The organism is Streptomyces sp. NPDC000880 (genome assembly GCF_053599675.1).
On sequence record NZ_JBSFMS010000067.1, the window covers coordinates 1 to 16856 of the forward strand.

Genomic DNA, 16856 nt, shown 5'->3' on the forward strand with positions numbered 1-16856 from the left:
CGACCTGGTGGCGCATGTGGAGATCCAGGGCGCGGACGAGGCCTCGGCGGCGGTCGTCAAGGGCGACGCGCGCATGGCGGAAGTGCTGCGGCGGGTACTCGTCCGTGTACTTGGCCTGGTCGACGCCGACATAGGTGTGCTGGACCGGCCAGGCGTGGCCCGGCACGGCGAGTCCGAGCCCGCCGTACTCACCACTGACCAGCGCCCGTTTGCCGTCCGCCGCGGGGATCTGCGGGCTCGGATAGCCGTGCGCGTCGGCGATGTCGCCGTTGCCTCCGTCGACGGCTCCGCAGCAGTTGACGCCGCTCATGTTGTTGACCAGCCGGGTCGGGTCCCAGGCTTTGGCCTGATCGGCGATCCTCGCCTGGTCGTACTGGCCCCAGCCCTCGTTGAAGGTGACCCACATGACCACCGACGGGCTGCTCGAATGCTGGTCGATCATCTCCTTCAGTTCCCGCTCGTACTGGGCGCGCGAGGCGGTGTTCGGGTTGATGGTGTTCATCGCCGGCATGTCCTGCCAGACCAGCAGGCCGAGCCGGTCGGCCCAGTAGAACCAGCGGTCGGGCTCGACCTTGATGTGTTTGCGCACGGAGTTGAAGCCGAGCTTCTTGTGCATCTTGAGGTCGTACGCCAGCGCCTCGTCGGTCGGCGCCGTGTGCAGCCCGTCCGGCCAGAAGCCCTGGTCGAGGGTGGCCATCAGGAAGGTCGGCTGGCCGTTGAGCACGGTGCGCGGCACGCCGTTCACCTTCTCGACGGCGATGGTGCGCATGCCGAAGTAGCTGCTGACCCGGTCGGAGCCGGTCTTCACCTCGAGCCGGTAGAGATGCGGATCATCGGCGGACCACAGATGTGGGTCCGGGACGGGTACCGACAGCGGTGAGCCGGTGCTGCCGGTAGCGCTGCCGACCTTGCGCTTGCCGTCGTACGCGGTGGCCGTGACCGGCACCCCGGCCCTCACCCCGCGCACCTCCACCGCCAGCTTCTCGCTCGCGACGTCGGGGGTGAGCTTCAGCGAGTCGGCGTGATCGGCCGCGACCGGCTCCATCCAGACGGTCTGCCAGATGCCCGACGAGGGGGTGTACCAGATGCCGCTCGGGTCGAGGCGCTGCTTGCCGATGGGCGGGTTCTCGCCGTCCTTGGAGTCCGTCGGATCGTAGACGCCGACGATCAGCTCCTGGGTGCGGCCGGGCTTCAGCGCGTCGGTGACGTCCGCGCTGAACCGGTCGTAGCCGCCCTTGTGCCCGGTGACCTTGACGCCGTTGACGTACACCTCGGACTGCCAGTCAACGGCGTCGAAGTTGAGCTTGAGGCGCTTGCCGTCGCCGACGCGCCAGCTGTCCGGGACGGTGAAGGTGCGGCGGTACCACATGCGGTCCTCGTGCCGTTCGATGCCGGAGAGCTGGGACTCCACCGGGTAGGGGACGAGGATCCGCTCGCCCAGGGTCTTGCCGACGGGCGGCTTCTCCCCGGCTTCGGCGGCGGCGAACTGCCACTGCCCGTTGAGATTGCGCCAGGCGTCCCGGGTCAGCTGCGGGCGCGGGTATTCGGGGTGGGCGTTGCCCGGCCCGACGTCCTTGGCCCAGGGGGTGCGCAGCTCGTACTCGGACCTGTTGGGCCCGCTGCTCCAGAACGCGCCGACCGCCGTGCCGTTCTCGGCGCTCAGGCCGCCCTTTCCGTCGTAGCGCAGGTCGGCGATGCCGCCGCCGTTGCCGCCCTTCTTGCCGACGACGGGCTCTTCGAGTGCGACGAGGAGGCGACGCGGGTCGGCCGGGTCGCGTGTGACAGCGCCGAGCGGCCACTTCGCGCCGCCGATGACCGCCTCGAAGTGCGCGGCGAGGCCGGCGGGCGGCGCGGCGAGCTTCTGTACGAAGTCCAGCCGCAGGCTGCGGCCGTCGGCGAGGACGGTAGTGCCGATGGCTCCGTCGTACGCGTAACCGTCGGGCAGGCGGAAGGCCGAGGAAGGCACGGGCACCTTGGCGCCGCCGGGCTCGGTCCAGTTGAGGTGCAGGTTCGAGCCGCCGAAGTGCTCGAAGTACTCCACCTTGATGTCGTACGCACGTCCCGCGGTGAGGTCGACGGGCGGCGCGGTCTGTTCCCTGTCCCAGTCGTCGACCCAGTGGTCGATGGTGAGCCGGCCGTCGACCCACAGCCGGAATCCGTTGTCGCCGATCATCGAGAAGGTGTGGGCGCCGGTGCGGGTGGGAACGACCTTCCCGGTCCAGCGGACGCTGACGTCGTCGGCGCGTCCGGTGGCGGCGCTGAGGCGGGGTTCGAGGTTGCCGAAGTCGATGGACGGATCGAAGCCGGTGGCCTTGAGCTCGGCGAAGTCGAAGGCCCCGGGGGCGGACTGGGTGTAGTACTCACCCTTCAAACCATGCGCTTCGACCGGTTCGTCCGCGGTGCTGGACGCCGGCGCCGACGGGGCAGACACGGCCGGTACGACGGTGAATCCGGCAATCCCCAAGGCGGCTGCGAGAAGCAGGGCCAGCTTTCTGTGAATGCGCACAAATCCTCCTTGCCAGTGAGGGTGGCGGCTCGCTGCGATGCTCTGTACAACGTTGGAAGGAACGGCAGTTGGCATAAGAGCACAGGGTTCCGCTTGGCGTCCAGGGTCACGACGACCCGGGGGCCGAGGGCTTATACATCGTTGTACAAACGGGCCAGGGCCGGAGGGGAAACAGGCGTGAAGGTGAGCCTCAAGGACGTCGCGGAGCATGCGGGAGTCTCGATCAAGACCGTCTCGAACGTGGTCAACAACTATCAGCACGTCACTCCGGCCATGCGCGCCCGGGTCCAGCAGGCCATCGACGAACTCGGTTACCGACCCAACCTGACGGCCCGTCATCTACGCAAGGGACGCACCGGCATCATCGCGCTCGCAGTGCCCGAGCTGGGCAATCCGTACTTCGCCGAGCTGGCCGGCGCGGTGATCGACGTGGCCGCCGAGCACGAGTACACCGTGTTGCTCGACCACACCGGAGGCCGCCGCGAACAGGAGGTGCTGGTCAGCCAGGGCTTCAGGGCACGGGTCATCGACGGCCTGATTCTCAGCCCCATCGAGCTGGAGCCCGAGGACCTGCGCGAGCGCAGCGACGACGCCCCGCTGGTGCTGCTCGGGGAGCGCGAGTACGACCTGCCCTACGACCACATCGCGATCGACAACGTGGCCGCGGCCCGGACGGCGGTGCGGCATCTGCTGGACCTTGGCCGCACCCGGATCGCGTTTCTGGGCGCGCGCACCGACCGGGTCAACCAGCCCGCCCAGCTGCGGTTGCGCGGCTGGCGCGCGGAGCTGACCCAGGCGGGGCTGCCGGCCCCGGACTCGCTGGTCGCACCGACGACCGGCTGGGGCCACGCGGACGGGGCGGCGGCGATGGCCGGGCTACTGGAGTCCGGGGAGCGGCCCGACGGGGTCTTCGCGTACAACGACCTCATCGCCATCGGCGCGATGCGGGTGCTGTCCGAGCAGGGGCTGCGGGTGCCCGAGGACGTCGCGGTGGTGGGCTTCGACGACATCACCGAGGGGCGGTACGGGGCCGTCACCCTGACCACGATCTCGCCGGACAAGCAGACGATCGCGCGGCTCGCCGTGCAGTCGGTCGTGGGGCGGCTGCTGGGCACGACGGAATCGGCCCAGGAACGTGAGGCACGCGAAATCCGCCCTGATTTCAGCCTGGTTGAACGTGAGAGCACGCGGGGCAGGGTCTGACGCGAAGGGTTTACAGGCTTCGTACAACGATGTAAAAACTCCTGCGAACGACTGCGCAGCATGTCCGAGCCGCCCTCCCGTGAGCGCCCTGCGCACCCGGGGCCGCGCCAAGATGGGGTAACGCCATGACGTCGTCCGCTGTCCGCCGTACCGCCACTCGCACCGTCCTCGCCACCACCCTCGTGGCCTCGATCGCCCTGACCGGCTGCGCCAAGTCCGAGGACGACGGGGCGAAAGGCAAGAACACCGGGTCCACAGGCGACTCCGGCCAAGTGGTCGCCACCCCGGCCGCGGGGAACGCCGAGACCTGCACCATCGACCAGTTCGGCGGCAAGAAGCTCGACCTGAAGAGCGCCACGGTCGGCTTCTCACAGTCCGAGAAGGAGGCCAATCCTTTCCGGATCGCCGAGACCGCCTCCATCAAGGCCGAAGCCGGCAAACGCGGTGTCAAAATCCTCACCACCAACGCCCAGTCGCAGTTCTCCAAGCAGATCAGCGACGTCCAGGACCTGATTGCCAAGGGCGCGGACGTGCTGGTCATCGCGCCGCTCAACTCCGACGGGTGGGGTCCCGTACTGCGCAGCGCCGCAGCCAAGCACATCCCGATCGTGACCATCGACCGCAAGATCAACGCCACGGCGTGCAAGGACTATGTGAGCTTCATCGGCTCGGACTTCGTCGAGCAGGGCAAGCGCGCGGCCGATCAGATGATCGAGGCGACCGGCGGCAAGGGCAAGGTCGCCATCCTCCTCGGCGCGGCCGGCAACAACGTCACCACCGAGCGCACCAAGGGCTTCAAGGACCAGATCAAGGCGAAGGCTCCCGGCCTCCAGGTCGTCTTCGAGCAGACCGGCGAATTCGCCAGGGAGAAGGGCCAGCAGGTCACCGAGCAGCTCATCCAGTCGAACCCGGGCATCACCGGGATCTACGCCGAGAACGACGAGATGGGGCTCGGCGCGGTCAACGCCCTCAAGGGCGCCGGCAAGAAGGCGGGCGATGTGAAGATCGTGACCATCGACGGCACGCGCAACGCCGTCCAGGGCATCGTCGACGGCTGGATCGACGGAGTCATCGAGTCCAATCCGCGCTTCGGCCCGCTCGCCTTCCAGACCCTGGACACCTTCACCAAGGGCGAGAAGGTCTCCCAGAACATCGTCATCCAGGACAGCGCCTACACCGAGCAGAACGCCAAGTCCGATCTGGGCAAGGCCTACTGACGTGTTGTCGGTGACCGGACTGACCAAGTCCTTCCCCGGCGCCCGGGCGCTTGACGGCGTGGACTTCGCCGCCCGCCCGGGCGAGGTCCACGCTCTCATCGGGGAGAACGGCGCCGGCAAGTCGACCCTGATCAAGGTCCTCACCGGGGTGTACCAGCCCGATGAGGGCGAGATTCTCCTCGGCGGCGAGCCGGTCCGCTTCGCCACGCCGCTGGCCGCCCAGCACGCCGGGATCTCCACCATCTACCAGGAGGTGAACCTCGTCCCGCTGATGAGCGTGGCGCGCAACCTCTTCCTGGGGCGCGAGCCTCGCGGCCGTCTCGGCCTGATCGACTTCCGGCGTATGCACCGGGAGGCGGACGCGGCGCTGCGCTCGCTCGGCCTGCGCGTCGACGTACGCCGTCCGCTGCGCGAACTGGGCGTCGGCGCACAGCAGATGGTGGCCCTCGCCCGCGCCGTGTCCGTGGACGCGCGGGTCGTCATCATGGACGAACCCACGTCCTCACTCGAACCGCGCGAGGTGCGCACGCTGTTCGGCGTGATCAGGATGCTGAAAGAGCGCGGCATCGCGGTGGTCTATGTCAGTCACCGGCTCGACGAGCTGTACGAGGTGTGCGACACGGTCACGGTGCTGCGGGACGGCAGGCTTGTGCACACCGGAAGGATCGCCGACCTCAACAGGCTGCGCCTCGTCTCGCTGATGCTCGGCCGCGAGATGAGCGAGGTACGCAGCGAAGGGGTGACCAAGTTCTCCGGGGACCACGAGGCGTGCGGCGAACCGATCCTGGACGCACGGACGTTGACCGTACGTCACATACTGCACGGGGTGTCGGTGCAGGTGCGGCCTGGTGAGGTCGTCGGACTCGGCGGTCTGCTGGGCTCCGGCCGCAGCGAGACCGCGAAAGCGATCGCCGGTGCGCTGCCACCGGACTCCGGCACGGTGGTGGTGGCGGGCGCCGCCGTACGTACCGGCTCCACGCCCGCCGCGATCCGGGCCGGTATCAGCCTCCTCCCGGAGGACCGCAAGGCCGAGGGCATCGTGCCTGGACTGTCCGTCCGGGAGAACATCGCGCTCGCCGCGCTACCCGGACTCTCGCGCTTCGGCCTCGTCGACGACACCCGCGTCGACCGGATCGTGGACACCTTCATCAAGCGGCTGCGGATCAAGGCGTCGGGCCCGCACCAGAAGGTCGGCGAACTCTCCGGCGGCAACCAGCAGAAGGTGCTGCTGGCCCGCTGGCTCGCCATGCAGCCCAAGGTGCTGCTCCTGGACGAACCAACCCGTGGCATCGATGTCGGCGCGAAGGCCGAGGTGCAGCGGATCATCGACGAACTCGCCGACGAGGGGCTCGGCGTCCTGCTGATCTCCTCCGACATGGAGGAGCTGATCGAGGGGTCGGACCGGGTGGTGGTACTCAAGGACGGGGCGGTCGTCGCCGAGCTGACCGGCGACGACGTCACCGAGGACCGGTTGCTGCACGCGATCGCCGCGGAGGGCGGGGACCATGACTGACCTGGCGCTGCGACGCGCGCCCGCCGACCGTGAGCGGATGCTGGGACTCCTTCAGGACTACGGCGTCTACGTCGGCGTTGCCGTCCTGATCCTGGCCAACACCCTCTTCACCCCGAACTTCGTCTCCGCGGAGAACTTCCGCACCCAGGCCGTGCAGGTCGCACCCGTCCTGATCGTGGCGCTCGGCATGGCGCTCGCCATCGGCAGCGAGGGCGTCGATCTGTCGGTCGGTTCCGTGATGGCGCTGGCCACCTCGCTCGTCTCGCTCTACCTCGGGTACGGGCCATGGATCGCGCTCATCGTGGCGATGCTCGGCGGCGCGCTGGTGGGCCTCGCGGGCGGCTCGCTCATCGCCCATATCGGGGTCCAGCCCATCGTGGCGACCCTCGCGCTGATGGTCGCCGTCCGCGGGATCGCGCTCGTAATGCTCCCCCAGCTCAAGGACGTTCGGGACCCGGGCATGGCGTCCCTCGGGTCCGGGGATCTTCTCGGCATCCCCTATCTGGTGCTGATCGCGGCCGCGCTGGCGCTAATCGTCGGCTTCACCGTGCGGCGTACGACCTTCGGACGGCAGCTCCTCGCGATCGGCGACAGCCGGCCGGCGGCGCAGCTGGCGGGTCTGCCGGTGCGCCGGGTGCTGATCCTCGTCTACGTCTGCTCCGGAGTGCTCGCCGCGATCGCCGGCGTACTGGCGACGGCCCGGCTCCAGGCCAGCGACCCCACATCGCTCGGCAATCTGATGGAACTCTCGGCGATCACCGCCGTGGTGGTCGGCGGCACCCCGCTGAGCGGCGGCCGGATCCGCGTCGGCGGCACCGTGGCGGGCGCGGTCCTCATCCAGCTGCTGACCGCCACGCTCATCAAGCACGATCTGCCACCGTCCTGGACGCAGATCGCCCAGGCCGTGGTGATCGTCCTCGCGGTCTACGCGGCACGCGAACGGGGGAAGCGGTGACCACAGTGCAGGCCATCAAGACCACGTCCTCGCCGGCCGAGGAGGAGCCGCAGGGCGCGACCCGTGCGGAGCGGCTGAGCGCGCTCGCCCAGCGGCACGGCGCGCTCGTCACACTGGTGCTGGTGGTCGCCGTCGCCTCGTTCGGCTTCGACACGTTCCTGACCGGCGACAACCTGGAGAACATGGCGGTCTCGTCGGCGTTCCTCGCGGTGGTCGCCCTCGGCATGACCTTCGTCATCATCACCGGCGGGATCGACCTGTCGGTCGGCTCGCTGTTCGCGCTGGGCGGGGTGCTGGCAGCCTGGGGCTCGCAGTACGGCACACCGGTCGCACTGCTCCTCCCGCTCGCCGTGTGCGGGCTGATCGGTTTGGTCAACGGGGTGCTGATCGCACGGGCCCGGCTCGCGCCGTTCATTGTGACGCTCGCCGCGATGCTCGCCGCCCGCGGCATCCTGCTCTCCATCACCGACGAGGGCTCGACGACCTATCTGGTGGACGAGAAGTCCTCCTTCGCCCGGCTGGGACAGGACAAGCTGCTGGGCGTGGGCGTGCCGGTGTGGATCACGGCGGCGCTGTTCGTGCTGGGCGCGATCGTGCTGCGCCGCAGCCGGTTCGGCCAGTATGTGTACGCGGTCGGCGGGAACGAGGACGCGGCGGCACTGATGGGCGCCCCCGTCGCCCGTACGAAGATCGCCGTGTACGCGCTGTCCGGGCTCTGCGCGGGGCTTGCCGGAGCGCTCAACGCCGCCTGGCTGGTCTCCGGAGTCACCATCCTCGGCGCCGGTATGGAGCTTGAAGCGATCTCCGCCGTCGTCATCGGCGGCACACTGCTCACCGGTGGCTTCGGCTTCATCAGCGGTTCGCTTGTCGGCGTGCTGCTGCTGAAGGTCATTCAGAACGTCATCAACCAGATCGGTTCGCTCGACTCGGCGTACCAACAGGTCGTCAGCGGCGCGTTCCTGGCGGTCGTGGTGATCGCCCAGACCTGGCTCGGGAGGCGTCGGCGCATGCTCTGAGCTCCGGCCACCCGCCGTCGCACCCGTTGCCTCACAGCACCGGCTGTCCCTTGCCCAGCGCGATGACGCCGTTCTTGGAGACGGTGTAGAGCTCCTGGTCCCGCCCGGGATTGACGCCGATCGTCGCGCCGGGCGGGACGTCCACGTTCTTGTCGAGGATCGAGCCGCGCACCACCGCGCCGCGGCCTATGCGCACGTTGTCGTGGAGGACTGAGCCCTGCACGACAGCCCCCTCCTCGATGGTCACTCCCGGCGAGAGGACGGACCGGGTGACCTGGCCGCGCACCACGCAGCCGGGGCTGATGATGGACTCGCTCGCGATGCCCGCGCCGATGAAGCGGGCGGGCGGCAGCTGGCCGGAGTGGGTGTAGAGCGGCCAGCGGCGGTTGTCGAGGTCGAAGACCGGCCGGTCCGGGATCAGATCCATATGGGCTTCGTAGTACGTGTCGAGCGTGCCCACATCACGCCAGTAGCCGTGCTCCCGCGCACTCTCGCCGGGCACATGGTTCTCATTGAAGTCATAGAGCTGCGCCATGCCCTGTTCGGTGAGCATGGGCAGGATCGAGCCACCCATGTCATGGACGGAGTGATCGTCCTCCGCGTCCCGGTGGAGTGCGTCGACGAGGACCTTGGTGGTGAAGAGGTAGTTGCCCATGGAGGCGAAGACCTTGTCGGGGTCGCCGGGCAGTCCGGGCGGGTCGGTGGGCTTCTCCAGGAACCGCTCGACCCGGGTGCCGTCGGAGGCAGGGGTGATGATCCCGAACGACGACGCTTCGGCGCGCGGCACCTTGATCCCCGCGACGGTGACGCCCGCGCCGTTCTCGATGTGGTTCCGCAGCATCTGCCTCGGGTCCATCCGGTACACATGGTCGGCACCGAACACCGCGATGTAGTCGGGCTGTTCGTCGTTGACGAGGTTGAGGGACTGCAGGATCGCGTCCGCGCTGCCCAGATACCAGCGCGGGCCGAGCCGCTGCTGGGCCGGGACGGGGGTAACGTAGTTGCCGAGCAGGCTCGACATCCGCCAGGTGGTGGTGACATGGCGGTCCAGCGAGTGCGACTTGTACTGCGTGAGCACGCAGATACGCAGAATGTCGCCGTTGACCAGGCTGGAGAGCACGAAGTCGACAAGGCGGTACATGCCGCCGAAGGTCACCGCCGGTTTGGCGCGGTCGGCGGTGAGCGGCATCAGCCGCTTGCCCTCCCCGCCGGCCAGTACGATCCCCAGCACCGAAGGTCCACCGCGCATCGCCGCCCCTTCCGCTTCCACGCACATGACTGCCTGCTACGACTGCTTGAGCAACTCCTCGTACACCTCGTGCGTCCGCCGGGCCACCTGGTCCCAGGCGAACTCACGCACCGCGCGCTCCCGACCTGCGGCGCCCATCCTGGCGGCCTCCACCGCGTCGTCGACGACCCGGTTCACCGACTGGGTCAGACCCGACTCGAAGGCCTCCGGGTGGCGGGCGTCGTAGGGCACGAGCAGTCCGGTCCGTCCGTCGTCCACCACCTCAGGGATGCCACCGACCGCGGACGCCACGACGGCCGTGCCACAGGCCATGGCCTCAAGATTGACGATGCCCAGCGGCTCGTACACCGAGGGGCAGACGAACACCGTGGCGTGGCTCAGCAGTTGGATGACCTGGGGTCGGGGCAGCATTTCGGGGATCCAGTACACCCCGTCCCGAGCCCGCTCCAACTCCTCGACCAGTTCGCAGAACTCTCGGTCGATCTCCGGCGTGTCCGGGGCTCCCGCACACAGCACCAGCTGGATGTCCGGGTCGAAGGACCGGGCCGCGCGCAGCAGATGCGGAACGCCCTTCTGGCGGGTGATGCGGCCGACGAACAGCGCGAAGGGACGGTGCGGATCGAGGCCGATCCGCTCAAGGACGTCCGTCTCGTGGTCGGGACGGTACATGCGGGTGTCGATGCCGTTGTGGACGACGCGCACCCGGTCCGGGTCAAGGGCGGGATAGCAGGCAAGGATGTCGGCGCGCATACCGTGGGAGACGGCGATCACGGCGTCCGCGGCCTCGATCGCGGTGCGCTCGGCCCAGCTGGACAGGGCGTAGCCACCGCCCAGCTGTTCGGCCTTCCAGGGGCGCAGCGGCTCCAGGGAGTGTGCGGTCATCACATGCGGGACGCCGTAGAGCAGTTTGGCGAGATGGCCGGCGAAGTTGGTGTACCAGGTGTGGGAGTGGACCAGTTCGCGGCCCTGCAGCTCGGCGGCCATCGCCAGATCGACGGAGAAGGTGCGCAGCGCTTCGTTGGCACTCTCGAGCCCGGCGAGCGCCTGGTGGCGCAGGACCCCTTGGGCCGCGCCCTCGCCCCAGCAGTGCACTTGGAGGTCGGCCAGGGCCCGTAATTCCCGGGCGAGGAACTCCACATGGACACCGGCGCCCCCGTAGACGTCCGGCGGATACTCGCGCGTGAGCAGTCCGACCTTCACCCCATGATGGTCACGCAGATACGGCGTACGGGGAAGAGCGCGGTCAGGATCACTCGGCATCAGTCGGCGCCAGTTGGCGCCAGTTGGCGCCAGTCGGCATGAGTCGGGCGCCGGTCGGCGCCGGTCGGCTTCAGTGGGCGGACCGCTGCGGCGGAAGGTCGAAGACACAGTCGCCGCAGAGCCCGCCGCCCGGGCAGCGGTAGTAGAGACAGCAGCTGCGCCGCCGCATCGAACGCCCGTGGACGGTGCCGGACAGATCGGGGTGAGCGAAGAGCCCGGCGGCGAGCGCCGAGGCCCGCTCGGCCACCTCGGGCCGGCCGCCGCGCCGGGCCCAGGTGCGCAGTTCGCGTACGGCTCCGGCGAGCGCGGAGCCCGCGTTGCCCCACAGCAGCTGCGGCGAGATCCGTGTGTCGGCCCGCAGCGCGGCGGCAAGCGGAACGAGGTGGCCGTACTGCACCGTCTCGCGGATCTTGGACGCGTCGGCCGGCAGCGGACGAGGGTCGGTCAAGCACAGGTCGTCGGGCGAGCTGCGGTCCGGATCCCAGTGCAGCCGCGCGGGGCCGAGGTCGGGAACCCTGCCGTGCAGCGCGGCACAGCCGAGCGCGACCGACCAGAGCCGGGCGGCGAGCCCCAGGTGCGCGATGGAGGCGGCGACCCGGCGCTCGGGGACGCGCAGCCGGGCGGCCACCGTGTCGACGCGGGCCACGAGCGGTGCGGTGTCGCCCGCGTACAGCCGTGCGAGCGGAGCATGCCCGTCGCCCGGCGTCCCGGTACGCAGGGCGAAGAAACCGCCCACGGACGCCAGCTCGTCGAGGTCCATGCCCATGCTCCTGTCCCCTGTCACCGTCCGTATACGCACCCCGGTCACCGTATCGACGACATGGGCCCTCTCATCCCCGCTGACCTGCTCACCCGCTGTGAGGGGGACTTTTGGCCTAGGCTCGTACTACGTCGGCAGTACGTCCAAATGCCTGCTCAAGGACGACGACGGATTCGCTGAAGAGGGAGATCGTGGTCTCTATGAGTTCCCTCGCGCTGGCCGTGGTGCTGTCCCTGGTCTCCGCGGTCGCATATGCGGCCGGGGCGATCATGCAGGAGCATGTGGCTGCCTCCACCTCGGCCCGGCCGTACGCCCCGCTGCACCACGCCGCGTGGTGGGTCGCCGTCGCTCTCAACGGCCTCGGCGCAGTCCTCCATGTGATGGCGCTGGCGTACGGGCCGCTCAGCCTGGTCCAGCCGCTCGGCGCGCTGACGATCGTCTTCGCCCTGCCGATGGCCGCCCTCTTCGTACGGCGCAGGGCGGGCTCCACCGCCTGGCGCGGCGCGCTCATGGCGACGGCAGGGCTCGCGGGGCTGCTGGCGCTGACCGGCGAGGCCCACGCCACCTCCCTGGACGGCGGGCAGCGCGGGGTGCTGGCCGCCGTGACCTTCGGCGGTGTGGCGTTCATCTTCCTGGTCGCCCAGACCGTGCACCGGCCCATCCTCCGCAGCGTGGGGCTTGCCGCGGCGGCGGGCGTGGCTTTCGGCATCGCTTCGGTGTTCACCAAGACCGTCGCGGTGGACTGGACGTGGTCCGCGCCGCTCTCCCAGTGGCCGAGCCTGCTGGTGATCTCGGTCCTCGCGGCCGGCGGTCTGCTGCTCTCCCAGGCGTCGTACCGCGGCGCGGGCCTCGCGGCCCCGCTGGCCACGGTCACGGTCGTCAACCCGGTGGTGGCGGCGGCGGTCGGCATCACCATGTTCGGCGAGACGTTCCGGTACGGCGTGCTGGGAACCGTCTTCGCGCTCGGCTTCGGCGTCGTGGCGGCGGGTGGGCTGATCCGGCTGACGACGGAGCGGCTGAAGGTGACGCGCGCGGAGGCGGCGGCGGAAGCACGTGCGCAGGCGGCGGAGCGCCCCGCGCAACAGCGGGTGCGCCGCTCAGAACGTCGGATGCTTCACGCCGACGCGCAGGTGCTCCCCTCAGAGAGAGACTCCGCCCGACCTGAGGTAGGCGAGGGGATCGATGTCGGATCCGTATCCCGGCCCGGTACGCACCTCGAAATGGAGATGCGGCCCTGAGCTGTTGCCGGTGGACCCCGACCGTGCGATCCGCTGACCGCTGCTGACCTGCTGGCCGGAGTGCACGGTGAGCGCCGACAGATGCGCGTACTGGCTGTATTTGCCGTCCGCGTGGCGGATGACGACCTGATAGCCGTACGCACCGCCCCAGCCGGCCGAGACGACGCGTCCGGAGGCGACGGCCTTCACGGAGGTGCCGGTGGGGACCGGGAAGTCCACGCCGGTGTGGTAGCCGCTCGCCCAGGCGGAACCCGCCTTGCGGTAGGCGGTGCCGGTGCTCGCGTCGACGGGGGCGCTGAGTCCGGTCCGGTGTGCGGGCTTGGTGGCCTGTACGGGCTTCGCCTGCTTCTTGGGACCCTGCTGTTTCGGACCCTGCTGTTTCGGAGCCTGCAGTCTCGGAGCCTGCTGTTTGGGCGCCTGCTGTTTCGGCGGGGTCTTGGGCCGCGGCTGTGCCTTCGTCTTCTGCGGGGCCGGTGCGGCCAGAGCCTCGACGCGCAGGATCAGCTTCTGGCCGGGGTGGATCAGGTCGGGGTCGTTGCCGACTACCGCGCGGTTCTGTGCGTACAGCCGCTGCCAGCCGCCGCTGACCTCCTCGGCCTTCGCGATCTTGGAGAGTGAGTCGCCGCGGGCCACGGTGTAGCCCTCGCGGTGCGTGGGCACGGTGGTCGGCGTCGCCTTCCTCGGCGCGGCCTTGCGCTCGCTCGTCGGCGCTGATCGCCTGACGGGCGCGGTCTCGGGGGCGTCACCGCCGCGGGTGAGGCCGGCCCGGGCGGAGCAGGTGGGCCAGGCCTTCGGCCCCTGCCCCTCGAGGACCTTCTCGGCGATGGCTATCTGCTGGTCCTCGTCGGCCAGATCCGCGCGCGCGGCGAATCGCCTGCCGCCGTAGGCCTCCCAGGTGGACTGGGTGAACTGGAGCCCGCCGTAGTAGCCGTTGCCGGTGTTGATCTTCCAGTTACCAGTGGACTCGCAGGCCGCGACCTTCTCCCAGACGTCCACGGAAGCCGCATGGGTCGTGCCCGCGCCGATGAGCGGCAGAGCCATGCCTGCGCCGCCCGCGGTGACGGTGAGAGAAGCCCGGTTGATGCGGCTCGGCTGGTATCTGCGGTGCCGACCGGTTGCGGCCATGCTGACTCCCCCACTGACATAGGTCACGTCGCAAGCGGTCAACTTAGGTGCTTGGCCCGGACCATGACAAGGGTTCAGGCGCGGCGCACAGAGGCGGCAGGGCGCACCGAGTCGGCAGCCGGGGGCCGGCTGCCGCCGCGGGCCAGGAAGTCGGCCAGCGGCAGGGTCGCCGCGCCGACGGTGACCGCGTCCGGGCCGAGCTGCCCCAGCTCGATCGCGGTGCGGGCGGCGGCGTACCGCAGGGCGTACTCCCCTGCGTACCGGCGTACTTCGGAGAGCAGATGGGGGCCGATGAGCAGTCCGGCCCAGCCGCCGATGAGGATACGTTCGGGGTGGAAGAGATTGATCAGGTCGGCGACGGCCGCGCCCAGGTACTCGGCGGTGTCGTCAAGGAGGGAGAGGGCGACGGGGTCGGGCTCAGGTCCTTCCGGGCCGGGAAAGGCCGCGGCCAGCAGGGCAGCCAGAGCGGTCTCGTCGTCGGCTTCGGCGGGAAGCGGTCCGCCCGCCTCCTGCCAGCGTTCCCGCAGCGCTTCCGCGCCGGCGTATGCCTCAAGGCAGCCCAGCGAGCCGCAACGGCAGCGCCGGCCCCGGACCCGTACCGTCGTATGTCCCCACTCGAGGGCGCTGCTGCGGGCGTTCTCGTCGGGGGTGGCGGCGTGCACGACGCAGGCGCCGACTCCTGAGCCGATCAGGGCGATGGCAGCCTCGCGGGCGCCGCGGCCGCCCCCGAACCACATTTCGGCCTGGCCGAGCGTCTTGGCGCCGTTGTCGATGAACAGCGGGACTTGTGGGGGTAGTTCGAGAGAGTCGCGGAGCAGTTTCTCGAACGGCACAGCGCTCCAGCCGATCGTCTGGCCGTGCACGATCGCACCGTCCGGCGTGTCCTGCTCGATGATGCCGGGGACGCCGATCCCGATGCCGAGCAGGCTCGCGGCGTCGGCGTCCGCATCCCGCAGGACGTCGGCGACACCGGTGCGGACGTGAGCGACGACGCGCTCGACGTCGTAACCGTGCTGGGCCAAGAGGTGTTCGGTGCGGCCGAGTTCGGTGAGCGAGAGGTCGAAGAGCTCGACGCGTACCCGGGTCTCGCCGATGTCGATGCCGATCAGCAGGCCGCTGGTGGGTGTGACGCGCAGCAGGGTGCGTGGGCGGCCGCCCTCGGAGTCGACCATTCCGGCTTCTTCGAGTACGCCCTCGGTGATGAGTTCCGAGACGACGTTGCTGATAGAACCTGAACTCAGCCCGGTGGCCGGTCCGAGCTCCTGGCGGCTCAACGGGCCGTCGAAATACAACCGTTGCAGAACCCGGGCGCGATTGCCGCGCCGCAGGTCACGCACTGTCCGTCTGTAGCGCTCGGCCATGGTGCTCCTTCCCTGGACGCAACATACCCCGGTCACAGGCCTTGACGCGACCTTCTCTCACCTCTTAAATCACGGCATAAATTAAGTCATGGAGGCCGTTCGGGAACCGAACGCATCCACCCCCGGAAAGGGGCCACCTCTCATGCGCACCAGAGCCGCACTCGCTGTCACCGTCGTCACCGCCCTCGCCGCCGTCACCGGCTGTGGCGGCGGCACCTCCACCGATGGGGGCGGCAGCAACGAGTCGCCCAAGACGCTCACGTACTGGGCCTCCAATCAGGGCCCGAGCATCGAGGCCGACAAGAAGATCCTCACCCCCGAGCTCAAGAAGTTCGAAGAGCAGACCGGCATCAAGGTCAAGCTCGAGGTGATCCCCTGGTCCGATCTGCTCAACCGGATCCTGGCCGCCACGACGTCCGGGCAGGGCCCCGACGTCCTCAACATAGGCAACACCTGGACCGCGTCACTCCAGGCGACCGGTGCGCTGCTGCCCTGGGACCGGAAGAACTTCGACGCGATCGGCGGCCGGGACCGTTTCGTCGCATCGGCAGTGGCATCGGCCGGGGCCGAGGGCAAGGACCCCGCGGCCGTGCCGCTCTACTCGCTGGCGTACGCGCTCTACTACAACAAGAAGATGTTCGCGGATGCGGGGATCTCACAGCCGCCGGCCACCTGGGACCAGCTGGTCGCCGACGGCAAGAAGATCTCCAAGGACGGGAAATGGGCGCTGGGCGCCGAGGGCGGCAGCCTCGCCAACAACATCCACCAGGTCTTCGTCCTCGGCAAGCAGCACGGCGCGGACTTCTTCGACTCCGCCGGCAAGCCCACCTTCACCTCGGACGGCGCGGTCGCCGCGGTGAAGCAGTACGTCGACTTCATGGCCAAGGACAAGATCGTCGCGCCGGGCAACGCGGAGTACGCCCAGAACCAGTCCCTCCAGGACTTCGCGAGCGGCAAGACCGCCATGGTTCTGTGGCAGGCCGCCGCCTCGACCTTCGCCGCCCAGGGCATGAAGCCCGCGGACTGGGGGGTCGCTCCCGTGCCGGTCCCGGCCGGCACTCCCGGCACCGGAAAGAACACCAACTCCATGGTGGCCGGCATCAATATGGCCGTCTTCAAGAACACCAAGAACATCGACGGCGCCAAGAAGTTCGTGAAGTTCATGACGAGCGACGCGGAGCAGAAGCTGCTCAACAAGACGTACGGATCGATCCCGCCGGTCAAGGCCGCGCAGCAGGACCCGGCGTTCTCCGCGCCCGACCTGAAGGTCCTGCGCGACACGCTGGCCACCAGCGCCGCGCCCCTCCCCCAGGTGCCCACCGAGTCGCAGTTCGAGACGGCCGTCGGCACCGCGGTCAAGGAGCTGTGGGCCGATGCCGCAGCCGGACGCCCGGTGACGACCCAGTCCGTCAAGGACCGTCTGGCCAAGGCCCAGCAGCAGATGCAGCAGTGA

At 69.4% G+C, this 16856-nt stretch carries 13 protein-coding genes; 7 read left to right on the plus strand and 6 right to left on the minus strand.

The window, feature by feature from the left end:
* Nucleotides 1–2506, minus strand: a 2506-nt coding sequence (locus ACWDO5_RS21575; protein WP_450531953.1) for a PA14 domain-containing protein, incomplete at its 3' end; no start/stop codon positions are given.
* 177 nt (nt 2507–2683) lie between these two features.
* Between ACWDO5_RS21575 and ACWDO5_RS21580 the strand changes: the two genes are divergently transcribed.
* From ACWDO5_RS21580 to ACWDO5_RS21600, 5 genes are all read left to right on the plus strand, one after another.
* Nucleotides 2684–3709, plus strand: a complete 1026-nt coding sequence (locus tag ACWDO5_RS21580) for a LacI family DNA-binding transcriptional regulator (RefSeq protein ID WP_450531954.1) — start codon at nt 2684–2686, stop codon at nt 3707–3709.
* A gap of 125 nt (nt 3710–3834) precedes the next feature.
* The gene (locus ACWDO5_RS21585) at nt 3835–4926 is read left to right on the plus strand and encodes an ABC transporter substrate-binding protein (RefSeq protein ID WP_450531955.1); all 1092 of its coding nucleotides are present in this window, start codon (nt 3835–3837) and stop codon (nt 4924–4926) included.
* 1 nt (nt 4927) lies between these two features.
* On the plus strand, nt 4928–6439 hold the full coding sequence (locus ACWDO5_RS21590) for a sugar ABC transporter ATP-binding protein (protein WP_450531956.1): 1512 nt from the start codon (nt 4928–4930) through the stop codon (nt 6437–6439).
* A complete protein-coding gene (locus tag ACWDO5_RS21595) occupies nt 6432–7394 on the plus strand; it encodes an ABC transporter permease (protein WP_450531958.1) in 963 nt (320 codons plus the stop codon). The genes ACWDO5_RS21590 and ACWDO5_RS21595 overlap by 8 nt, the downstream gene beginning before the upstream one ends.
* A 5-nt stretch (nt 7395–7399) precedes the next feature.
* Nucleotides 7400–8410: an ABC transporter permease gene (locus tag ACWDO5_RS21600; RefSeq protein ID WP_450531979.1), complete on the plus strand. Its 1011-nt coding sequence runs from the start codon at nt 7400–7402 to the stop codon at nt 8408–8410.
* Between the two features lie 31 nt (nt 8411–8441).
* Here ACWDO5_RS21600 and glgC read toward each other — a convergent pair whose 3' ends face one another.
* The 3 genes from glgC to ACWDO5_RS21615 all read right to left on the minus strand — a co-directional run bounded on the left by glgC (nt 8442) and on the right by ACWDO5_RS21615 (nt 11679).
* Entirely contained in the window at nt 8442–9659 is a 1218-nt protein-coding gene (glgC, locus tag ACWDO5_RS21605; protein ID WP_450531960.1) for a glucose-1-phosphate adenylyltransferase, read from the minus strand.
* Nucleotides 9660–9695: 36 nt separating this feature from the next.
* Nucleotides 9696–10859 (minus strand): glycogen synthase, encoded by a 1164-nt coding sequence (glgA, locus tag ACWDO5_RS21610; protein WP_450531961.1) that lies wholly within the window; start codon nt 10857–10859, stop codon nt 9696–9698.
* 130 nt (nt 10860–10989) lie between these two features.
* Entirely contained in the window at nt 10990–11679 is a 690-nt protein-coding gene (locus ACWDO5_RS21615; RefSeq protein WP_450531962.1) for a (2Fe-2S)-binding protein, read from the minus strand.
* Between the two features lie 200 nt (nt 11680–11879).
* Here ACWDO5_RS21615 and ACWDO5_RS21620 point away from each other — a divergent pair, with 200 nt between their 5' ends.
* Nucleotides 11880–12917 carry a DMT family transporter gene (locus ACWDO5_RS21620; protein WP_450531963.1) on the plus strand — a complete coding sequence of 346 codons (1038 nt, stop codon included), beginning with the start codon at nt 11880–11882 and terminating at the stop codon, nt 12915–12917.
* On the opposite strand, the gene ACWDO5_RS21625 is transcribed toward ACWDO5_RS21620, so the two are convergent.
* Together ACWDO5_RS21625 and ACWDO5_RS21630 are read right to left on the minus strand one after the other, a co-directional pair.
* Nucleotides 12819–14042: a transglycosylase family protein gene (locus ACWDO5_RS21625; RefSeq protein WP_450531964.1), complete on the minus strand. Its 1224-nt coding sequence runs from the start codon at nt 14040–14042 to the stop codon at nt 12819–12821. The two genes, ACWDO5_RS21620 and ACWDO5_RS21625, sit on opposite strands and share 99 nt — an antisense overlap.
* 74 nt (nt 14043–14116) lie before the next feature.
* On the minus strand, nt 14117–15403 hold the full coding sequence (locus ACWDO5_RS21630) for an ROK family transcriptional regulator (protein WP_450531965.1): 1287 nt from the start codon (nt 15401–15403) through the stop codon (nt 14117–14119).
* A gap of 142 nt (nt 15404–15545) precedes the next feature.
* Between ACWDO5_RS21630 and ACWDO5_RS21635 the strand changes: the two genes are divergently transcribed.
* Entirely contained in the window at nt 15546–16856 is a 1311-nt protein-coding gene (locus tag ACWDO5_RS21635; RefSeq protein WP_450531966.1) for an ABC transporter substrate-binding protein, read from the plus strand.